The organism is Arthrobacter sp. L77 (assembly GCF_000816565.1).
In the GTDB taxonomy this organism is placed as follows: Bacteria; Actinomycetota; Actinomycetes; order Actinomycetales; family Micrococcaceae; genus Arthrobacter_D; species Arthrobacter_D antioxidans.
On sequence record NZ_JWSU01000004.1, the window covers coordinates 158,626 to 177,975 of the forward strand.

At 70.7% G+C, this 19,350-nt stretch carries 14 protein-coding genes and 1 tRNA gene; 8 read left to right on the forward strand and 7 right to left on the reverse strand.

The features are described from left to right. Window positions 1–29 precede the first annotated feature (29 nt). Together RY94_RS03290 and RY94_RS03295 are read left to right on the forward strand one after the other, a co-directional pair. A complete protein-coding gene (locus RY94_RS03290) occupies window positions 30–1,016 on the forward strand; it encodes a hypothetical protein (RefSeq protein WP_043443418.1) in 987 nt (328 codons plus the stop codon). Between the two features lie 141 nt (window positions 1,017–1,157). Then, window positions 1,158–4,106 carry a DEAD/DEAH box helicase family protein gene (locus tag RY94_RS03295; RefSeq protein WP_052273883.1) on the forward strand — a complete coding sequence of 983 codons (2,949 nt, stop codon included), beginning with the start codon at window positions 1,158–1,160 and terminating at the stop codon, window positions 4,104–4,106. A 51-nt stretch (window positions 4,107–4,157) separates the two neighbouring features. Here the strand turns inward: RY94_RS03295 and RY94_RS03300 are convergent. The 5 genes from RY94_RS03300 to RY94_RS03320 form a co-directional block, all read right to left on the reverse strand. Continuing rightward, window positions 4,158–4,234: transfer RNA gene (locus RY94_RS03300), tRNA-Pro, on the reverse strand. A 98-nt stretch (window positions 4,235–4,332) separates the two neighbouring features. Then, window positions 4,333–6,195 (reverse strand): ABC transporter ATP-binding protein, encoded by a 1,863-nt coding sequence (locus RY94_RS03305; protein WP_043441785.1) that lies wholly within the window; start codon window positions 6,193–6,195, stop codon window positions 4,333–4,335. Then, window positions 6,192–8,015: an ABC transporter ATP-binding protein gene (locus RY94_RS03310; protein WP_052273884.1), complete on the reverse strand. Its 1,824-nt coding sequence runs from the start codon at window positions 8,013–8,015 to the stop codon at window positions 6,192–6,194. The genes RY94_RS03305 and RY94_RS03310 overlap by 4 nt, the downstream gene beginning before the upstream one ends. A 112-nt stretch (window positions 8,016–8,127) precedes the next feature. Further along, window positions 8,128–9,075: a metallophosphoesterase gene (locus RY94_RS03315; RefSeq protein ID WP_043441787.1), complete on the reverse strand. Its 948-nt coding sequence runs from the start codon at window positions 9,073–9,075 to the stop codon at window positions 8,128–8,130. Window position 9,076: 1 nt separating this feature from the next. Beyond that, window positions 9,077–11,338 carry a transglycosylase domain-containing protein gene (locus RY94_RS03320; protein ID WP_052273885.1) on the reverse strand — a complete coding sequence of 754 codons (2,262 nt, stop codon included), beginning with the start codon at window positions 11,336–11,338 and terminating at the stop codon, window positions 9,077–9,079. Window positions 11,339–11,373: 35 nt separating this feature from the next. Here RY94_RS03320 and RY94_RS17620 point away from each other — a divergent pair, with 35 nt between their 5' ends. From RY94_RS17620 to RY94_RS17095, 4 genes are all read left to right on the forward strand, one after another. Further along, complete coding sequence (locus RY94_RS17620; protein WP_137370103.1) at window positions 11,374–11,529, forward strand: DUF4177 domain-containing protein; 156 nt, start codon at window positions 11,374–11,376, stop codon at window positions 11,527–11,529. Between the two features lie 2 nt (window positions 11,530–11,531). Further along, window positions 11,532–12,014, forward strand: a complete 483-nt coding sequence (locus RY94_RS03325) for a RidA family protein (RefSeq protein ID WP_043441791.1) — start codon at window positions 11,532–11,534, stop codon at window positions 12,012–12,014. 3 nt (window positions 12,015–12,017) lie between these two features. After that, window positions 12,018–12,932, forward strand: a complete 915-nt coding sequence (locus tag RY94_RS03330) for an NUDIX hydrolase (protein ID WP_043441794.1) — start codon at window positions 12,018–12,020, stop codon at window positions 12,930–12,932. Between the two features lie 141 nt (window positions 12,933–13,073). Next, the gene (locus tag RY94_RS17095) at window positions 13,074–14,000 is read left to right on the forward strand and encodes a hypothetical protein (protein ID WP_043441796.1); all 927 of its coding nucleotides are present in this window, start codon (window positions 13,074–13,076) and stop codon (window positions 13,998–14,000) included. Between the two features lie 316 nt (window positions 14,001–14,316). Here the strand turns inward: RY94_RS17095 and RY94_RS03340 are convergent, their stop codons facing one another. Next, on the reverse strand, window positions 14,317–14,994 hold the full coding sequence (locus RY94_RS03340) for a Crp/Fnr family transcriptional regulator (protein ID WP_043441798.1): 678 nt from the start codon (window positions 14,992–14,994) through the stop codon (window positions 14,317–14,319). A gap of 231 nt (window positions 14,995–15,225) precedes the next feature. On the opposite strand from RY94_RS03340, the gene RY94_RS03345 reads away from it, so the two are divergent. Next, entirely contained in the window at window positions 15,226–16,425 is a 1,200-nt protein-coding gene (locus RY94_RS03345) for a MarP family serine protease (RefSeq protein WP_231554396.1), read from the forward strand. On the opposite strand, the gene RY94_RS03350 is transcribed toward RY94_RS03345, so the two are convergent. After that, window positions 16,422–17,447 carry a DUF2332 domain-containing protein gene (locus RY94_RS03350; RefSeq protein ID WP_043441802.1) on the reverse strand — a complete coding sequence of 342 codons (1,026 nt, stop codon included), beginning with the start codon at window positions 17,445–17,447 and terminating at the stop codon, window positions 16,422–16,424. The two genes, RY94_RS03345 and RY94_RS03350, sit on opposite strands and share 4 nt — an antisense overlap. A gap of 207 nt (window positions 17,448–17,654) precedes the next feature. Between RY94_RS03350 and RY94_RS03355 the strand changes: the two genes are divergently transcribed. Beyond that, a complete protein-coding gene (locus tag RY94_RS03355; RefSeq protein ID WP_052273886.1) occupies window positions 17,655–19,349 on the forward strand; it encodes an ABC transporter substrate-binding protein in 1,695 nt (564 codons plus the stop codon). Window position 19,350 lies beyond the last annotated feature (1 nt).

Genomic DNA, 19,350 nt, shown 5'->3' on the forward strand with positions numbered 1-19,350 from the left:
CCAGCGGCGCCGACCCCTCGAGGAGCACCGTGAACAGCACCCAGCACAGCACCCACCGTTCGAGCGCCACCCGACGCGCGGCCGGCGCCGCCGCCCTGGCCATGACCGCCTTCCTGGTACCGGCGGCGGGCGCCGCGGCCGCACCCCCGACGTCGTCTCCCCCGACGTCGGTGCCCTCCCATCGGCAGCAGGACATCACCATTCCGCTGCCCGGCGCATCCTCCGCCGAGGGCATCGCCAAGGGCAGGGGATCCACGTTCTATGCGGGAGACCTCGGCCGCGGCGACATCTTCCGCGGGGACCTCCGCAAGGGGACCGCGGAACTCTTCATCGACGCACCCGAGGACAGGGCCGCGGTCGGCCTCAAGGCCGACGTGCGGAACGACCTCCTGTTCGTCGCGGGCGGCGCGACGGGCCAGGCGTACGTCTACGACACCGACACCGGGGCGGAGGTGGCCGACGTCCAGCTCGCCACGGGCGCTGCGTTCATCAACGACGTCACGCTCACGCGGGACGGCGCCTACTTCACCAACTCACAGGCCGCGGAGCTGTACTTCGTCCCCGTCGACCACGACGGCGAGCTCGGGGAACCCGACACGATCGCCCTGACCGGCCCGGCGAAGGCGCTGACGGGGGACTTCAACCTCAACGGCATCACGTCGGTGGACCGCGGCAGGACGCTGATCGTCGCGCACTCGGCGAACCGGGCCCTCTACACCGTGGATCCGGAGACGGGCGTCAGCGCGGACATCGCGACGGACGCGCTGCCGAACGTGGACGGCATCCTCGCCAAGGGGGACACCGTGTACGCCGTCCAGAACTTCAGCAACCAGATCAGCCGGATCGACCTGTCGAGGGACCTGACCCGCGGCGAGGTCGAGGACGTCATCACGAGTCCGCTGTTCGAGGTGCCGACGACGGTGGCACTGTTCGGCAACACGCTGGCACTCGCCAACGCGAAGTTCGGCGTCGTCGATCCCGGCGGCTACGAGGTGGTGACGGTCTCCGCGCGCTGACCGCGGCCGGAGACACGCGGGGCCCACCGGCCGGGAGCGGCCGCCCCTGCCGGTCCCACTAGGATGGGGCTGCCGCGCACGGCCCCGCCGCGTGCGGCGCGTCGGCGCGCTCAGGCGACGACGCCCGGGGGAGGAAGAGCCATGCAGCAGTTCGAGGAGACCGTCACCGTCCCGGCCACGCCGCTGGCGGCCTGGCGCTTCACCGGACGGTTGCGCACCTACCAGGCCGACGTGCTCGAGCGGGTGCCGGTCGTCGCCGGGGACCCCCTGCACATCGTGGCGCCGCCCGGCTCGGGCAAGACCCTGCTCGGCCTGCTGCTCGCCGCGCGGCGCGGCGCCCGCGCGGTCGCGCTGGCCCCCACGGCGACCATCCGCTCCCAATGGGCCCGGGCGGCGGAAGGACTCGAGGGTACGTCCGGCGCCGTGTCGGAGGACCCGCACGAGCTCGGCGACCTGACCGTCCTGACGTACCAGATGCTCAGCGTGATCGAGGGAGGGAACCCCCTCACCGATCTGGCCGTCGCCGAATGGGCCCGCGAACTCGAGGCGGGCGGGCGCACGGCGACGGCGGCCGGCGCATGGATCGAGGCGCTCCGGGCGGCCAATCCGACGGCGTTCCGCGACGGCGTCACACGCCGGTCCCGCACGCTGCGGCGGCAGTTCGCCCAGCAGGACGCCGACCTCCTGGCCCGCGTGCTCCACCCCAACGCCCTCGCCCTCGTGGACCGCCTCGTCGAGCACGGCGTGCAGACCATCATCCTGGACGAATGCCACCACCTGCTCGATCACTGGGCGCTCGTCGTCGCGTATCTCGCCTCGCGGATCCGCGACGCCGGACGGACCCCCCTGCTGATCGGGCTGACCGCCACGCTGCCGTCGGTCGAGGACAAGCGGTCCTACGACAACTACGCCGGACTGCTCGGCGAGGTGGACTACGAGGTGCCCACCCCTGCCGTGGTCAAGGAGGGCAACCTCGCGCCCTACCGGGACCACGTCTGGTTCGTGGAACCGATCGAGGACGAGCTCGTGTTCCTGCGCGACCACGAGCGCCGCCTGGCCGGCCTCATCCGGGAGCTGCTGGCCGGGGACGACGGCGTCGCCCACCTCACAGCGCTCCTCCAGCCATCGTCCGACGGCGGTGACGAGCCCCCCGAGCAGCGCCTCGCGCGGGCCTTCGCGAGCGACTTCGGCCTCGCCGAGTCGGCCGCACGGATGCTGCTCGACCTCACCCCGGACCATCCGCTGCGCGGCCTGCTGCCCCCCGACCTGCGCACGCCACCCGACACCGAGCAGAGCGTCCGCCTGCTCGCCCGCTACGCGCTGGACCGGGTGCTGCCCGACCCCTCACGCGCCGACCAGTGGCAGCGGATCAAGCGGACGGTGGCGGACTTCGGCTACACCCTGACGGACCGCGGCGTCCGGCGCGGCCGCGACCCCATCGACACGCTGCTCGCCTCGTCGGCGGCGAAGGACGCCGCCGTGGGCGACATCCTCCGCCTCGAGCTCGGCCAGGCGACCGGGCACCTCGTGCGCGCCGTGGTGATCGCCGATTTCGCGGTCCACGGGAACAAGCGCGGCGCGGCCCGCCGCCCGGCGGGTGCGCTGCGGGTGTTCGACGCCGTGGCCGGCGACGCGACACTCGCGGCGCTGCGCCCGGTACTCGTCACCGCCCGGCACCTCAGGATCGCCGCGCGTGATGCCGCCGTCCTCGTCCCGGCGCTGTCCGCGGCCCTCGACGCCGACCTCACCCCGACCCCCGTGGACGGTTCCCCGGGCGTGCTCGACCTCGACACGGCGGGCCGGGGATCCGCGGCCGTCGTCGCCGCGGTGTCCGCCCTGCTCGCCCGGGGGGAGGTGCGCGTGGTGGTCGGCACCCGCGGACTGCTCGGAGAGGGGTGGGACTGCCCCGCCGCCAACACGCTGATCGACCTCACCGCTGTCGCGACGTCGTCGTCCACCCAGCAGCTGCGCGGACGCACCCTGCGGCTGGACCCCGCCTGGCCGCGGAAAGTGGCCCACAACTGGGTGGTCACCGCCGTGATCCCCGCGAGGATCGCCCTGGCATCCGCGCCCGACCTCCGCCGGATGATGCGGAAGCACGATCGCATCTGGGGACTGCTGCGGGAGGACTCCACGCAGGTGGTCCGCGGACTGCCGATCGCGCTCACCGGGGAGCAGGCCGGCCGGCTGCGCGCCCTCGAGGGCAAGGACCGGCGGCAGACCGCAGCCGGCCTCAACGAGAGCACCGCGGCGGCGCTGCCCCCGCGTGAGGACAGCTACCGGTCGTGGCGGATCGGTGAGCCCTACGCGGACCGCGAGGGGGCGGCGGCCGTCGTGAGCCGTGCGTCCACCCGGGCTTTCAGGACCGGGTGGACGCTCCAGCTCATCCTCACCGCGATCATCGTCATCGTGGGTGCGGTCCTGGTGCAGGTCGCCCGGCCGCTGGCGACCCTCTGGCAGGTCCACCCCGCTGCGGGGCTCGCCGGCACTGCCCTCGCGCTCGGCCTCGCGGGTTGGCTCGTCCGGCCGCTGGTGCGGCAGGTGGGCCTCGCGGCCCGGCAGGCCTTCACCACGACCGCCGCCTACCGCCGGGTGGTGCGGGCGGTCGCCGATGCGCTGCACGATGCCGGGCACGTCCCCGCCTTCGGTGAAGGGGACATCCGGGTGGCACCGGAGGGGAACGAGGACCTGACCGCGCGGTTCGAACTCGAGGTGCTCGGCGGCTCGCCCGCCGAGCGCCGCATCGTCGCGACGGCGCTCGCCGAACTGTTCGGCCCCGTCCGCAGCCCGCGGTTCCTCCTCCGGATCGAGCGCGGCGACCCGGCACGGGTCCGCCACCAGCCCCTCCTCCAGCTCGGCCTGTGGGCCGCGCGCCTGCTCACGCGGCGGGACCGCTTCCTACCCGTCCCGGCCCTCCTCGGACGGCGGCGGGCGGACGCGGAGGCCTTCGCGCGGAGGTGGCAGCGGACGGTCGGTCCGTGCGCCCTGCTGGAGATCGATGCCCCGGAGGACCTCGCGCAGCTGACCCGGGCCCGGCGGGACGCGGCGGGTTCCTCGGCGCCGCCCGCCGTCCGGGAGCACTGGTCCTGACCGACACAGAAGAGGCCCGCCGGCTGCTGCCGGCGGGCCTCTCCTTTTCTCTGGTCGGGGTGACAGGATTTGAACCTGCGGCCTCGTCGTCCCGAACGACGCGCGCTACCAAGCTGCGCCACACCCCGATGCCGCTCGCGGGAGGCGGACCTCCCGAACAGCAACTGTCCAAGGATAGCGGAGGATCAGCGGCGAGGAAAACCGGCACCTGCTCCGCGGGCCGGCGTCAGACCAGCGAGTCCTTCCACGCCGCGTGCAGCGTCGCGAAGCGCCCCGTGCCGCCGATGAGCTCGGCGGGCGTCCCGTCCTCCACCACCCGGCCGTCGTGGACCACGAGCACGCGGTCGGCGATGGCCACGGTGGAGAGCCGGTGCGCGATGATCAGCGCCGTACGGTTCCCGAGCAGCTTCTGCAGGCCCTCCTGCACCAGGCGCTCGCTCGGGATGTCCAGGGACGAGGTCGCCTCGTCGAGGATGAGGACGGCCGGGTCGGCGAGGAATGCGCGGGCGAAGCTGATGAGCTGCCGCTGCCCCGCCGAGACGCGCCCTCCGCGCTTGTTGACGTCGGTGTCGAAGCCCTCGGGCAACTCCAGGATGAACTCCTCGGCGCCCACGGCACGGGCGGCCGCGACGATCTCCTCGCGGCCGGCCTCGGGTCTGCCGAGGGCGATGTTGTCCGCCACGGACCCGCTGAACAGGAAGGCCTCCTGCGTCACCATGACGACGGCGCGCCGCAGGTCTTTCGGCGCGAGGTCGCGGAGGTCGACGTCGTCGAGCGTGAGGCTGCCCTCGGACACGTCGTAGAAGCGCGCGATGAGCTTGGCCAGCGTGGACTTGCCGGCACCCGTCTGGCCCACGAGGGCCACGGTCTGCCCGGCGTCGATGGTCAGGTCCAGGTGCGGCAGCACCACGGGTCCGGTGCCGTAGCGGAATTCGACGGCGCGGAATTCGACGGCGCCGCGGGGGTGGGGGAGGGACACCGGGTGCTTCGGCGGGCGCACGGTGGGGACCTCCTCGAGCAGGCCGGAGACCTTCTCCAGCGCCGCGGCGGCGGACTGGAAGGAGTTGTAGAACATGGCCATCTGGTCCACGGGCTGGAAGAACCGCTTGCTGTAGAGCAGCAGCGCCAGCAGCGCCCCGACCTCCAGCGTCCCGCCGAGGACCCGGAAGCCGCCGAAGACGAGGACGACGGCGACGGTCACGTTGCCGATCAGCACGAGCCCGGGCTGGAAGACACCGTTGAGGTTGATGGAGCGGACCGTGACCCGGCGGTAGTCCTCCGCCAGCTCGTCGTAGCGGTCGGCGTTGACCGTCTCGCGGCGGAACGCCTTGACGGCGCGGATGCCGGTCATCGTCTCGATGAAGTGGACGATCAGCTTCGCCGACACCACGCGCGACTCCCGATAGGCGATCTGCGAGTGCTTCTGGTACCAGCGGGCGAGGAGGAACATGGGGATCGCCGCGGCCAGGATCAGCAAACCCGTCCGCCAGTCGAGGGCGACGATCGTCACCGCTGTGAACAGCATGAAGACGGCCCCGGACGCCAGCGAGCTCACGCCAGAATCGAGCAGCTCCCGGAGCGCCTCGAGATCCGAGGTCTGCCGGGAGATGATGCGCCCCGAAGTGTACTTCTCGTGGAATTCCAGGCTGAGGCGCTGCGTGTGCCGGAAGACCCGCACCCGGAGGTCCAGCAGCATGGCCTGGCTCAGCTGCGCCGTCGCCCGCACGTACCCGGCCGTCAGGACCGAGGCGAGCACGGCCGCCAGGAGGTAGGTGCCGCCGGCGAACCACAGCAGGCGGGGATCCCCCGCCATGAGGGCGGGCAGCGCGCGGTCGATGCCGAACGCGATGATCGCCGGTCCGGCCACCCGGGCCGCCTGCGAGATCACGACCAGCAGGACGGTCCAGATGAACTGCCGGCGGTTGGGCCGGATCAGCGAACCGAGGAGGCGGAAGGACCGCGACCGCACGGACTTGCTCTGCGCCCGGTCGAGGAGGACGTCGTCCTCGTTGAGGACACCGGCGGAGGTGGTCCCCTGCCCGTCCCTGTCCTTCGGCGCCTCGCCGGGTGCTGCCGTGGTGCGGCTCATGCCAGCGCCTCCTCGTCGTCGTGCGTGGATCCGCCGGTGCGCCCGAGCTGGGCGATCTCCTCGTCGTCGAGGCTGGCGATGACGTAGCGGTAGTGGTCGCTGCGGGCGAGCAGCTCGGAGTGCGTGCCGACGTCGGCGATCCGCCCGTCCTGCATCAGGGCCACCCGGTCGGCCAGGGCGACGGTGGACGGCCGGTGGGCCACGATGAGCGTCGTGGTGGCGCGGAGCATGGCGCGGAGGCCCACCTCGACGCGCTCCTCCGTGGCGACGTCGAGCGCGGACAGCGGGTCGTCGAGGACCAGGACGGTCGGCTGCGCGGCGATCGCCCGGGCCAGGGCGATGCGCTGGCGCTGGCCCCCGGACAGGCTGAGGCCCTCCTCGCCGATGAGCGTGTCGAGACCCTCGGGCAGCTCGTACGCGAACCGGGCCTGCGCCACCTCGAGCGCCTCGGCGAGGATCCGCTCGGCCTCGGCGCCCGTGGCGTCGGAGCCCATCAGGACGTTGTCGCGGACCGAGTTCGAGAACAGCGTGGTGTCCTCGAAGGCGACCGCCACGAGGGTCCGCAGCTCGCCGAGCGTGAACTGCCTGAGGTCCACGCCGTCGATCGTGATGCTGCCGGCCGTGACGTCGTGCAGGCGGGGGACGAGCTGCAGGAGCGTGCTCTTCCCGCACCCCGTCACCCCGACCAGGGCCATGGTCTCGCCCGCGCGGAGGGTCAGGTCGACGCCGTCGATCACGTCGCCCGTGTCCTCCTGCGCATCGGGGTAGCGGAAGTGGACGGCGTCGAACACGACGTCGCCGCGGGGCGCCTCGAGGTGCACGGGCGTGGCCGGGTCGGTGATGGTGTTCTCCGACTCCATGACCTCGTAGTGCCTGTCGATGGCCGTCTTCGCCGTGAAGGTCATGGCGAGCAGCGGGCCGATGAACTCGACGGGGCCGGCCACCGCGGCCGCGGTCGCGAAGAAGGCCACGAGGGCGCCGATGCTGACGTCGCCGTTCGCGGCCAGCATCACCCCGACCACGAGGGACGCGCCGAGGGCGAGCTCGGGCAGCAGCGTGACGACCATGGAGAAGTTCGCGAGGGCCTTCGCCTTGTAGATCTCGGTCCGGCGGAGCTCCTCGGCCTGCTCCTCGAAGTCCTCGAGGGCCTCCTGGCTGCGGCCGAACGCCTTGAGGACGCGGATGCCGTGGACGGATTCCTCGACCGTCGTCGCGAGGTCGCCGGCCTGGTCCTGGCTCTTGCGGGACACACGGCTGTAGGAGGTCCGGAAGCGGTAGCCGTAGACCATCAGCGGCACGGCGGCGGCGAGGAAGATCAGCGCCAGTACCCAGCTCATGAAGAACATGATGACGACGCCGATCACCACGGTCAGCGACGTGACCACCAGCATGATGAGCCCGAAGGCCATCCATCGCCGCATCAGGTTGAGGTCGCTCATGGCGCGGGAGAGAAGCTGCCCGCTGCCCCAGCGGTCGTGGAACTCGACGGTCAGGTTCTGCAGGTGGCGGTAGAAGGACGTGCGCATGTTCGTCTCGACCGTCGTCGCCGGCGTGATGACGAACTGGCGTCGCAGGGCCACGAAGGTGGCCTCGAGGACACCGAGGAGCAGGACGACGCCGGACGCGATCCAGACCGTACGGGCGGACCCGCCCTCGGCCAGGGCGTCGTTGATGAGGACGCGCAGCACCTGGGGGATCGCGAGCGCCATGAGGCTTGCGCCGAGCGCGCACAGCAGCCCGAGGATCAGTCGGGGAACGATGGGCTTGACGTGCGGGTACAGGCGGCCGAGCGATTCCCACAGCGTGTTCTGGTTCTTCATGCCAACTCTTCGGTGATCGATGGTTGTTGGTGTCCCTCAGCAACGATCCTAGGTCACGGGTGCTGTAGCGCCGGTCACAGCCGTGACACCCGAAGAAGCAGGCGGGTGCCGGCTAGCTCCCGTTCCCGGGAGTGAGCGTCAGGAGCACGGCCTCGGGCCGGCAGGCGAAGCGGATCGGCGCGAAGCGTGAGGTCCCGATGCCCGCCGAGACATTGAGCGGGACGGAGCGCCCGTCCGACTCCCACTGCGTGAGTCCCCGTGCACGCCAGGTCGGCAGGTCGCAGTTGCTGACGAGGGCGCCGTAGCCCGGGACGCAGACCTGGCCGCCGTGCGTGTGTCCGGCGAGGATGAGGTCCGCGCCTCCGGCCGTGAAGTAGTCCAGGACGCGCTGGTAGGGCGCGTGGGCGACGGCCACCCTGATGTGCGGCGCCTGGGCGGAGGTGCTGCTCCCGGAGGGGTACGGCACGTACCGGTCGCGGTCGAGGTGCGGATCGTCGACACCCGTGAAGTCGATGCGCATGCCCCGGAAGCCGATCGACTGGGACCGGTTCGTGAGGTCCACCCAGCCGGCCGCCCCGAACGCGCTGAACATGTCCGCCCAGGGCAGGTCCTTCGGTGCCGACTCCCTGGGCGTGATCGAGGGACCCGCGAAGTAGCGCAGCGGATTCTTGAGCGCCGGCGCGTAGTAGTCGTTGGACCCCGGGACGAAGACCCCGGGAACCTTCAACAGCGGCTCGAGCGCGTCGAGGAGGGGGCCCACGGCCTTCCGGTGGCTGAGGTTGTCGCCGGTGTTGACCACGAGGTCCGGCTTCAGGCTCGCGAGGCGGAGCAGCCAGTCCGCCTTGGACTTCTGCCCCGGCACCATGTGGATGTCCGAGAGGTGCAGGACCCGCAGGGGAGCGGCGCCCGGCGGGAGGATGGGAAGGGTCTCCTCCCTCACCTCGTACAGCGTGCGCTCGACGGTCGAAGCGTAGGCGAGGGTCGCGGCCGCGGCGGTCAGGGTGAGGCCTGCCGCCCAGCCGAGCGGTGCCCCGCTCCGGGATGTCTGAGTCGATGTCACGCTAGCCGTTTCCTCCAGTGCCGTTGTTGCCGGTTGTTCCTCCAGTGGTACCACCGGTGGAGCCACGCGTGCCAGTCCCGCGGTTGTTCGTGCCCGGCGTGGTGCCGCGCTGCGTGCCGTTGATCATCCTGGACGGGGGGTCCACGAAGGACTTCCCCACGTGCAGGTCGGGGATCTGCTGCATGAAGCGTGCCCAGGAGGGGCCCGCGATGAGCGAGCCGTCGATCTCCGGGTAGGTGCGCCCGCCGATCTGGAGGCCGCTGAGGGAGGTGTTGCCTTCCTTCCAGTTGCCGATCCAGCTCGCGGTCGCCATGCCCGAGTTGTAGCCCATGAACCAGGTCTGCGACCGCTGGTCGTTGGTGCCCGTCTTGCCGGCCATCGGGATGTCCCCGAACTCGAGGAGCTGGCCCGAACCGCTCTCGATGACCTCCTGGGTGGCGTAGTTCACGCCCCGTGCGGTCTCCTTCGACACGGCCTGCGTGCAGTCGACCGGGGCAACGGGGTAGCTCGTGCCGTCGGCGGCGGTCACCTCGGTGAGGGCGCGGGGCTGGCAGACGTTGCCCTCGGCCGCGAAACCTGCGAACGCGGTCACCATGGACAGCGGGGCGACGTCCTGGACGCCGCCGATCAGGCCGGGCGCGAGGACGTCGAGCCGCTCCGGCTCTCCGCCGGCGCTCTTGCCGTTGTGCACGCCCATGTCGTACGCGATGTCGAAGATCCTGCACATGTCCAGCTGGCGGGCGGTCTCCATGGTGATGGTGTTGTAGGACTGCGCCAGACCCCGGAGGACCGTGAAGGTCCCGTAGTTGGTGTCGCCGTAGTTCTGCGGCGTGTAGCCGCTGCCGTCGTCGGTCAGCACGGTGTAGGCACCGCCGCGCAGGCAGCTCGCAGGCCACCTGTCGCCCTCGGGGTAGGTGCGCTTCCGTCCGTCGATCGCGGTGTTGAGGGAGCGGCCCGAATCCACCCAGGCGGCCACGGTGAAGGGCTTGAACGTCGAGCCCGGCTGGAAGCCGCCCACGCCGCCGAGGCTCTTCGCGGGGTCCCCGCCCTGGTACTGGTCCACGTTGAAGTTCAGCACGGAGTCGCCGGCGGCCTCGCCCGGGATGTACCGGGTGTTCTGCGCCATGGAGAGGATGTTGCCGGTCCCTGGCTCGATGCTGGTCATGGAATGCCCCACCGAGCCGTCGGTGGTGTCCGGATTCGCCGTCTCGTTGACCGCGGTCTGCGCCGCGGCCTGCACACGCGTGTCGAGGGTCGTCCTGATCGTCAGGCCGGAACGGTACAGCACCTTCTCGCGGTCCTCGACGGTCTCGCCGTAGGCGGGATCGTTGAGGATGAGGTGGGAGACGTAGTCGCAGAAGTAGGGCGCCTGGGCCGCGCCGACGCAACCGCTCAAGGTCGGGGTGACGTTCAGCCCGAGATCCGTGGCGATGGCGGCGTCGTGTTCCTCCTGCGTGATCTTGCCGCGCGTGAGCATGGAGCTGATGACGAGGTTGCGACGCTGGAGCGCACCCTCGGGGTTCTCGGTGGGACTGTAGGCGCTCGGGCCGTTGACCAGTCCGGCCAGCAGCGCGCTCTGCGGGATGTCGAGATCCTTCGCGTCCACATCGAAGAAGTACTTCGACGCAGCCTGGACGCCGTAGGTGTTCCCGCTGAACGGCACGATGTTGAGGTAGCCCTCGAGGATCTCCTCCTTCGAGAGCTCCTTCTCGACGGCGATGGCGAGCTTCATCTCGCGCAGCTTGTCGCCCACCGACTTCCCGCCGCCGCTCAGGGTGATCGTCCCGCCGTTCTGCCGGGCGGAGTCGATCAGCACATTGTTGACGAACTGCTGCGTGATGGTGGACGCTCCGCGGCTCGTCCCGCTCGAGACGTTGCTGGCGATCGCGCCCAGGATGCCCTCGAGGTCCACGCCGCCGTGATCGTAGTAGCGGTAGTCCTCGATCGAGATCAGGGCGTCCTGCATGGTCGGCGACACCTGGTCGAGGGTGATCGGCTGACGGTTCTCCTCGAACAGCGTCGCGATGAGCGCCCCGTCCGCGGCCTCGATCCTGGTCGGCTGCGCCAGCGCCTCGCGCTCGAGCTCGGCCGGCAGTTCCTCGAAGAACTCGATCGACGCGGAGGCCCCCGTTCCTGCCGCGGCAGCCACGGGCACGAGGAGACCTGCGGCGAGCACGCCGGCAAGGCAGCTGATTCCGAGGAACGCGATGATCTTGCCGAGAGTGGTCGCCGTGTCGAACAGGGGTGATTTGCGCGCAGCCATTATTCCAGTTTACAAGCACGCGCTAGGCTTTCTTCATGACGAAATGGGAGTACTCCACGATTCCGCTCATCATCCACGCGACGAAGCAGATCCTCGATCAGTGGGGCGACGACGGATGGGAGCTCGTCCAGGTGGTTCCCGGGCCCGACGGCAACGGGCTCGTCGCCTACCTCAAGAGGGAGAAGAGCTAGCAGTGTCTGCAGGGAATCCGGTGATCTCGGGGGTCGAGGCACGTCTCGCCGACCTCGGGATCACCCTGCCCGCCGTCGTCCCGCCGGTGGCCTCCTACGTTCCCGCCGTCGTGAGCGGCAACCACGTCTACACCTCGGGGCAGCTCCCCTTCATTGACGGCAAACTCCCAGCTTCGGGCAAGGTCGGTGCGGGTGTCGACGCCGCGACCGCCACCAGCCTCGCGGCGATCTGCGCAGTCAACGCCCTGGCCGCGATCAAGAGCGAGATCGGCGACCTCGAGCGCATCACGCGGATCGTGAAGGTGGTGGGCTTCGTCGCCTCGGACCCCTCGTTCACCGGTCAGCCGGGCGTGGTCAACGGCGCGTCGGACCTCCTCGGTACCGTGCTCGGCGACGCCGGCGTGCACGCCCGCTCCGCCGTCGGAGTGGCCGTCCTCCCCCTCGACTCGCCCGTCGAGGTCGAGATGATCGCGGAGTTCGTCTAGGCCGTGGACCGTCTCAGCACCAGGTTCTTCCCCGTCCACCCGGACCAGCGGTCGGCAGCGGAGAGCTGGGTCGAGCACGGGGAGCGCACCCCCCTCAAGGCCCGCTCGGCGTCGTCCGTGGTCCTGTTGCGCGACAGCGCGATCGGCACCGAGACCTACCTGTCCTACCGGCGTGGGCAGTCCCCGCTGGGCGTCATCGGCTTCCCGGGCGGCAGCGTCGAGGAGTCCGACGACGACGAGATCCCCTGGTACGGCCCCACGCCGTCCATGTGGGCGAAGACACTGGGCGTCGAGGACCACCGGGTGGCGCGGCGCCACGTGCTGTGTGCCATCCGTGAGCTCTTCGAGGAGACCGGCGTGCTGCTGGCCGGACCCGATGCGTCGTCGATGGTCGAGGGCACCCAGGCCAGGGAGTGGATGAAGGCGCGCGAGGCCATCAACGAGGGGGAATGCCGGTTCACGGACATCCTCACCCGCCGCGGCCTCGGCGTCAGGACCGACCTCATCAAGCCGCTCTCGCACTGGGTCACCCCTGACTTCGCCCACCGCCGGTTCGACACCCACTACTTCGCGGCCGCGCAGCCCGTGAACCAGGAACCGAGCATCCTCGAGAGCAAGGGCGTCTGGGGCGAATGGCGCTGGGCCGCCCAGGAGGTGGCCGACCGCGACACCACGCGGCTCGGTGACGAGGTGAGCCAGCCGAACACCGTGGGCTGCACGCTCAGTGAGCTCGCGGTGCCGGCCGTGGAGATCATCCTCGAGAAGATCGGTTCCTCACGCGGCTGCATCGCCTACCTCTCCCACAAGCGCCCGGTGAAGCTGTACCACCCGGAACTCTCCGACCAGGACGGCCGCCTCATGCTGCAGGTCGAGTGCCCCAAGCTCACCGAGGGCGGGTCGGTTCAGCGCGGGCGCTGACGGTTCCGTCCCTGGGCCTCTCCTCGGCCCGTTGGGCACGTGGGGTGGGTGTCGTCGTCGTGGACCGACCGTACCTGCGCACTCACCGCGTTCGCCTGTGGACAATCACCTACGGGCGGGAGCCCGTAGTGGACTGGGGCGATGACCCGCCGCACCGCTCTGCCGCCGTCGATCAGTGGTGTGTCCTTCGCCCTCGTCGCGGCGTCGGACGTGCCGCGCAGCCGGACCCGCTGCGCCGACCTGATGACGCCCAGCCGCGGCATCCGGCACCCGCGCGCAGGCGGTGAGGGCTATGCCGATTTCTGCCGGCCGTACCTGCTGGTCACAGGGGACAGCTGCCTGAGCCATACGTCCGCGGCCCGTCTGCACGGCATTCCGTTGCCTCTCGAACTCGAGCAGGACCAGCGCGTGCACCTTGCGCGGCCCCGTGGTGCGGCCAGCCCGCGTCGCCGGGGAGTGGTGGGACGGCGGTTGTCGATCGACGACGACGAGATCGTCGGGGTCGAGGGCCTCAGGGTGACGTCACCGGCGCGGACCTGGCTCGACCTGGCGGCGATCGTCGATCCCGTCCACCTCGTCGTCGCCGGAGACTATCTGGTGAGCCTGCATCGGCGATCGTTCGGGGCCTGGACCGACCCGCTCGTTCCGATCGACGAGCTGCGCACCTACATCGAGGGCCACGGACGCGTGCGGGGCCTCGCTCCTGCCCGACGTGCACTCACCCGCCTGCGCGTCGGCGTCGACTCGCCGCCGGAAACCCTCCTCCGCCTCATGCTCGACGACGCGGGCCTCCCGGCGTTCGAGGTCGACTGCCCGATCCTGGGGCCGGACGGCGTCGCCGCACTCTGGCCCGATCTCACGAACGAGCAGTACAGGGTGGCCATCGAGTACGACGGCGCCCATCACCTGACGCCGGAGCAGCAGATGCGGGACATTTACCGCGACGCGCTGACGGCCGAGCTGGGATGGGTGCAGGTCAAAGTGAACCGCCTGGATCTCAAGCAGGGCCAGTGGTGGGTCGCCGCCAAGGTCGGCCGCGTACTCAGGCGACACGGCTGGCGGCCCTGACGGGCGTCGTCGCACGGGCATCACCCACGGCAGCGCCTCGAGTGCGCACGTGTGGTGGGTCCTGACGTTCAACACCCGCCACGGCTGCGCACTCAGGGAGGGGGAGGAGCGGCGCGCGAGAGGGGCCCGGTTTAGTGCGCACGTGTGGTGGGTCCTGACGTTCAACACCCGCCACGGCTGCGCACTCAGGGAGGGGGAGGAGTGGCGCGCGAGAAGGGCCCGGTTTAGGGCGCACGTGTGGTGGGTCCTGGCGCCGGACACCCACCACGGCTGCGCACTCAGGGGAGCGGAAAGGCGCCCAGGGAGACGCCGACGCTCAGCGGCTGCGCTGGCGCAGCCGCTGGATGTCGAGGATGACGACGGCGCGGGCCTCCAGGCGGAGCCAGCCGCGCTGGACGAACTCGGCCAGGGCCTTGTTGACCGTCTCGCGGGAAGCACCCACGAGCTGCGCCAGTTCCTCCTGCGTGAGTTCGTGGGCCACGAGGATGCCGTCCGTGGCGGGCCGGCCGAAGCGGTCCGCGAGGTCGAGCAGGGCCTTGGCCACGCGCCCCGGCACGTCGGAGAACACGAGGTCGGCCAGTGATTCGTTGGTGCGGCGGAGGCGGCGGGCCAGGGCCTGCAGCAGCTGGGCCGAGACCTCGGGGCGCGTCTCGAGCAGCGCCCGCAGGTTCTCGTTCTTCAGTCCGGCCAGGCGCGTCTCGGACACGGCGGTCGCGGTCGCGGTGCGCGGGCTCGGATCGAAGAGCGCCATCTCACCGAACAGCTCTCCGGGGCCGAGGATCGCGAGGAGGTTCTCACGACCGTCCTGTGCCGTGCGCCCGAGCTTGATCTTGCCGGAGACGATGAAGTACAGCTGATCGCCCTGATCGCCCTCGCGGAAGACCGACGACCCGCGGGGCAGATCGACTTCGATCAGCTCGTCCGTGAGTGCGGCGAAGACGTCGTCTCCCAGTGATGCGAAGAGGGGTGCCCGGCGCAGTACCTCGATGTCCATTAATTCTCCTGATGCGTCTATAGTGCGTCGTTCCGCGGCGGTCCCCGCTGTCTTCCCCTGTCCATCTTGCCGTACCTGAGCGGTTGTGACGACTGATACACCCCTTCCGGTCCGTATTGCGGGCCGGAAGGGGTGGGACTCCCCGCCTTCTCCCAAACTTCGCAGCTAGAATCGCACGCAGTGCCGGGACCTGCGCAGCCGTCCCGCGGCCATAGCCAGGGGAGAATGTACGTGCCGGAAGTCAGCCTCGGGGAGTTCACCCTCCTCGACATCATCCTGGTGGTGGTCCTCCTCGGCTATCTGGTCGCCGGGCTCCGCAACGGATTCCTCGTCACCCTCGGCGGGATCGCCGGCTTCGTCGCCGGAGCCGTTGCCGCCTTCTTCGCCGTCCCCCTGGTCAGCGGGTGGGTGCCGGACAATCCATGGCGCCTGATCGCGGTCATCGGCACGGTCATCGTCCTCATCATCGTGGGACAGGGCGTCGGCTCCGCCCTCGGAGCGTCCATCCGCCGCTGGTCCGACTTCCCGCCCCTGCGCCTCATCGACCGCATCCTCGGCGGGGTGGTGAACGTCGTCGTCGCCGCCCTGGTCCTGTCGATGCTCGCCTTCAGCGTCGGGACCCTGGGGGTCCCGTTCCTATCCCAGCAGCTCGCCTCCTCACAGGTCATCCGGACCATCGACACGGCCACGCCCGGGCCCGTCCGCACCTGGATGGCCCAGCTGCGGTCCATCGCGGTCGACGACGGCATCCCCACCATCCTCGAGAGCGTGGGACCTGCCACTCCCGCCGAGGTGCCCGACGCCTCGGTGGACACGCCCGAACTCGCCGCCGCGGGGGCCTCCGTGGTCCGCATCACCGGCACGGCCTTCCAGTGCGGGCAGAACCAGACCGGCTCGGGCTTCGTCATCGCGCCCGGGCGGGTCATCACGAACGCGCACGTCGTCGCCGGCGTCGACCGCCCCGTCGTCGAGGTGCCGGGCGGCGGCGCGCTGCCGGGCCGGGTGGTGCAGCTCGACACCGTGCGGGACGTCGCCGTGATCGCCGTCGACGGCCTCCAGGCCCCTGCGCTGACCCTCGGGGAGGAGCTCGCGAGCGGGGCGACGGCGGCGTTCGCCGGCTACCCCGCGGGCGGCCCCTACCGGATCCAGCCGGCGAGCGTGCAGGGCATCTCGCCCGTGCTCGTCAACAACATCTACGGCGCGGACCCCCGGCCCCTGCAGATCTACAGCCTCGCCGCCAACGTCCAGCAGGGGAACTCGGGCGGTCCGCTGCTGGACCTGCAGGGTCGTGTGGCGGGCGTCGTCTTCGCGAAGTCCACGGCGGATGCGCCCGTGGGCTACGCGCTCTCCCTCGCGGAGCTGCGCCCCATCGCCGAGAGCGCCGGGACGCTGGACGACACCGTCTCGGCAGGTCAGTGCACGCGCGGCTAGGCACCTGACCCGGACGGCTGGAGCCAGGCGATGGACTGCCCGTGCGGACCGGTCCGGGCCACCGACCGGCCGTTGTGCTGCAGCACGAACAGTCCGTCCTGCTCGCCGGGCGCCGGCTGCATGGCGCCGGGTACTCCGGTGAGTGTGCGATGGCCTTCGTGCGACAGCCAGTGGACCGGGCGGGTCCGGTCCGCCGCCAGCCCCAGCATGGTCCCGGCGAAGCGGTCACGGCCCGCCTGGTCGAGGTAGGCGAGCACCGCGCTGTGGAACACGACGACGACGGCGTCCCGCGGAGCGCGCTCGACGAGCGGCCCGATGTGCTCGTTCAGGTCACCGCGGACGAGCAGCGGCGGATCGGCGCGGACCACGCCGAGGGCGGCGCGGAGCCGCTCGGCGCGGAAGCCGTGCTCCGGCCAGACGAGCGCCTCGAGCCACCGGACGTCGTCCTCGTTCCGGGCATCGAGCGGATTCAGGTCGATCCCGGCCCGCCAGACGACCTCCGGCAGCCGCGCGGGCAGCGGCACGTCCCCCGATACCGCGCACTCGAGGGGAGGGACCGGCGAGCCGGTGTTCGGTGCGAGCACCGGCCCCGGGGTGTACGAATACGCGTACCGATCGGGGTAGAGGCAGGCCCCGGCGGAGGCGCCGACCTCGATGAGGGCGAGCGGCCGGCCCTCCTCGGCGCTGATGGCGGCGAGGAGGGGGAGCAGGACGGCGCACCGTCCGGCCTCGTTGGTCTGGGTGGTCCGGCTCTCCATGACCGCACGGATGGACGCCCACTCGGCGAGGACGAAGGAACGGAAGGCGGAGTAGCCGCCCAGCGGCACCCCGACGAAGCGTGCGGCGCCGAGGAACAGGACCGGCTGGCGGCGGTGGGGCGGCAGGGTGTCGAGGCGGGCGAGGACGTCGTCGTCGCCGCTGATCCCTGTGCACCACTCGTCGTACAGCGGCGAGTAGCCCCGCGCCTCCACCTCGGCGAAGCGGCGGTAACGCTCGGCGGTGGTCGCTTCCGTCTCCGTCATGGGTCCTCCTGGTCCGCGGGCACAGCCCGCCGGCGGGGTCGGCCCGACGCGCCGACGATACCAAATCGTAACCACCGCGACCCCCGAAATACTGTTTGCGCCCCATCCGGAAGTTAGGCTCGTCACACCTATCAGCGCGATCGTCGTCGTGATCCTCCGGGATGCCGGCACTTCCGCCAGGAATCACTCGTCACCAGGGAGTACTACATGTCTAACCGAGGCACATCCGTGCGCGGCGCAGGTTTCGCGAGGAAACGCGCTGCGCTCACCGCGGGAATCTCCATCGCCGCACTCCTCCTCACCGGCTGCGTCCAGAGCCAGCGCGAGGAGGACACCGGCGCCGAAGGCGACTCCGCCATCGACTCCACCTTCGTCTTCGCCGCGTCCTCCGACCCGAAGTCGCTCGACCCCGCCTTCGCGAGCGACGGCGAGTCCTTCCGCGTCAGCCGGCAGATCTTCGAGGGCCTCGTGGGCGTCGAACCCGGCACCGCCGATCCCGCCCCGCTGCTCGCGGAGTCCTGGGAGACCGCCGAGGACGGCCTGTCCACGGTCTTCCAGCTCAAGGAAGGCGTCACCTTCCACGACGGCACACCGTTCAACGCGGAGGCCGTCTGCTTCAACTTCGACCGCTGGTACAACTGGACCGGCATCCAGCAGGCCGAGACGACGTCGTACTACTACGGATCGCTGTTCCGCGGCTTCGCGGACAGCCCCGAGAACGCCGTCTACGAGTCGTGCGAGGCCAACGGGGACAACGAAGTCACCATCAACCTCGCCACGCCGTTCGCCGGGTTCATCGCCGCACTCTCGCTGCCGGCCTTCGCCATGCAGAGCCCGACGGCGCTCGAGGAGTTCGCGGCCGACGAGATCGGCGGCACCGCCGAAGCCCCGTCGCTGAGCGAATACGCGCTCGGCAATCCCGTGGGCACGGGCCCCTTCAAGTTCGATTCGTGGAACGTCGGCCAGCAGCTCGAGCTCTCGATCTACGACGACTACTGGGGCGACAAGGGCCAGATCACCAAGACGATCTTCCGCATCATCGACGATCCGCAGGCACGCCGCCAGGCCCTCGAGGCCGGGGACATCGACGGCTACGACCTCGTGGCTCCCGCCGACACGCAGTCCCTGAAGGACGCCGGCTACAACATCACCGCGCGCGACCCGTTCACCATCCTGTACCTGGGCATGAACCAGGCCATCCCCGAGCTCGAGGACCCGAAGGTCCGTGAGGCCATCGCCCACGCGATCGACAAGGAAGCCCTCGTGGCGCAGACCCTGCCGGAAGGCACCAAGGTCGCCACACAGTTCATCCCCGACGTCGTCGACGGGTACAACGAGGACGTCACCACCTACGACTTCGACCCTGCCCGCGCCAAGGAACTGCTGGCCGAGGCCGGGTACCCCGACGGCTTCGAGGTCACGTTCAACTACCCGACGAACGTCTCGCGTCCGTACATGCCCACCCCGGAGCAGGTCTTCACCAACCTGCAGGCCCAGCTCAGCGAGGTCGGCATCACGGTCACCCCCGCTCCGGCGGCCTGGTCCCCGGACTACCTGAACCAGGTCCAGGGCACCCCCGACCACGGCCTGCACCTGCTCGGCTGGACCGGCGACTACAACGACACCGACAACTTCATCGGCGTCTTCTTCGGCCAGGAGAAGCTGGAGTTCGGCTTCGACAACCCCGAGCTGTTCGCGGCCCTCGACGAGGCCCGCGGCATCAGCGACCGCGAGGAGCAGACCGAGCTGTACAAGGAGATCAACGAGCAGATCGCCGAGTTCAACCCGGCCATCCCGCTGGCCCACCCGGCTCCCTCGCTGGCGTTCGCGCCGCGCGTCACCTCCTACCCGGCGAGCCCCGTCAACGACGAGGTCTTCACGGACATCGAGCTGAGCGAGTAGC

Bases quoted from the DNA above. Each gene is read 5' to 3' on its own strand.
- RY94_RS03295 (WP_052273883.1), top strand. From the start codon at position 1,158: ATGCAGCAGTTCGAGGAGACCGTCACCGTCCCGGCCACGCCGCTGGCG.
- RY94_RS03305 (WP_043441785.1), bottom strand. From the start codon at position 6,195: ATGAGCCGCACCACGGCAGCACCCGGCGAGGCGCCGAAGGACAGGGAC.
- RY94_RS03310 (WP_052273884.1), bottom strand. From the start codon at position 8,015: ATGAAGAACCAGAACACGCTGTGGGAATCGCTCGGCCGCCTGTACCCG.
- RY94_RS03320 (WP_052273885.1), bottom strand. From the start codon at position 11,338: ATGGCTGCGCGCAAATCACCCCTGTTCGACACGGCGACCACTCTCGGC.
- RY94_RS17620 (WP_137370103.1), top strand. From the start codon at position 11,374: ATGACGAAATGGGAGTACTCCACGATTCCGCTCATCATCCACGCGACG.
- RY94_RS17095 (WP_043441796.1), top strand. From the start codon at position 13,074: ATGACCCGCCGCACCGCTCTGCCGCCGTCGATCAGTGGTGTGTCCTTC.
- RY94_RS03340 (WP_043441798.1), bottom strand. From the start codon at position 14,994: ATGGACATCGAGGTACTGCGCCGGGCACCCCTCTTCGCATCACTGGGA.
- RY94_RS03350 (WP_043441802.1), bottom strand. From the start codon at position 17,447: ATGACGGAGACGGAAGCGACCACCGCCGAGCGTTACCGCCGCTTCGCC.
- RY94_RS03355 (WP_052273886.1), top strand. From the start codon at position 17,655: ATGTCTAACCGAGGCACATCCGTGCGCGGCGCAGGTTTCGCGAGGAAA.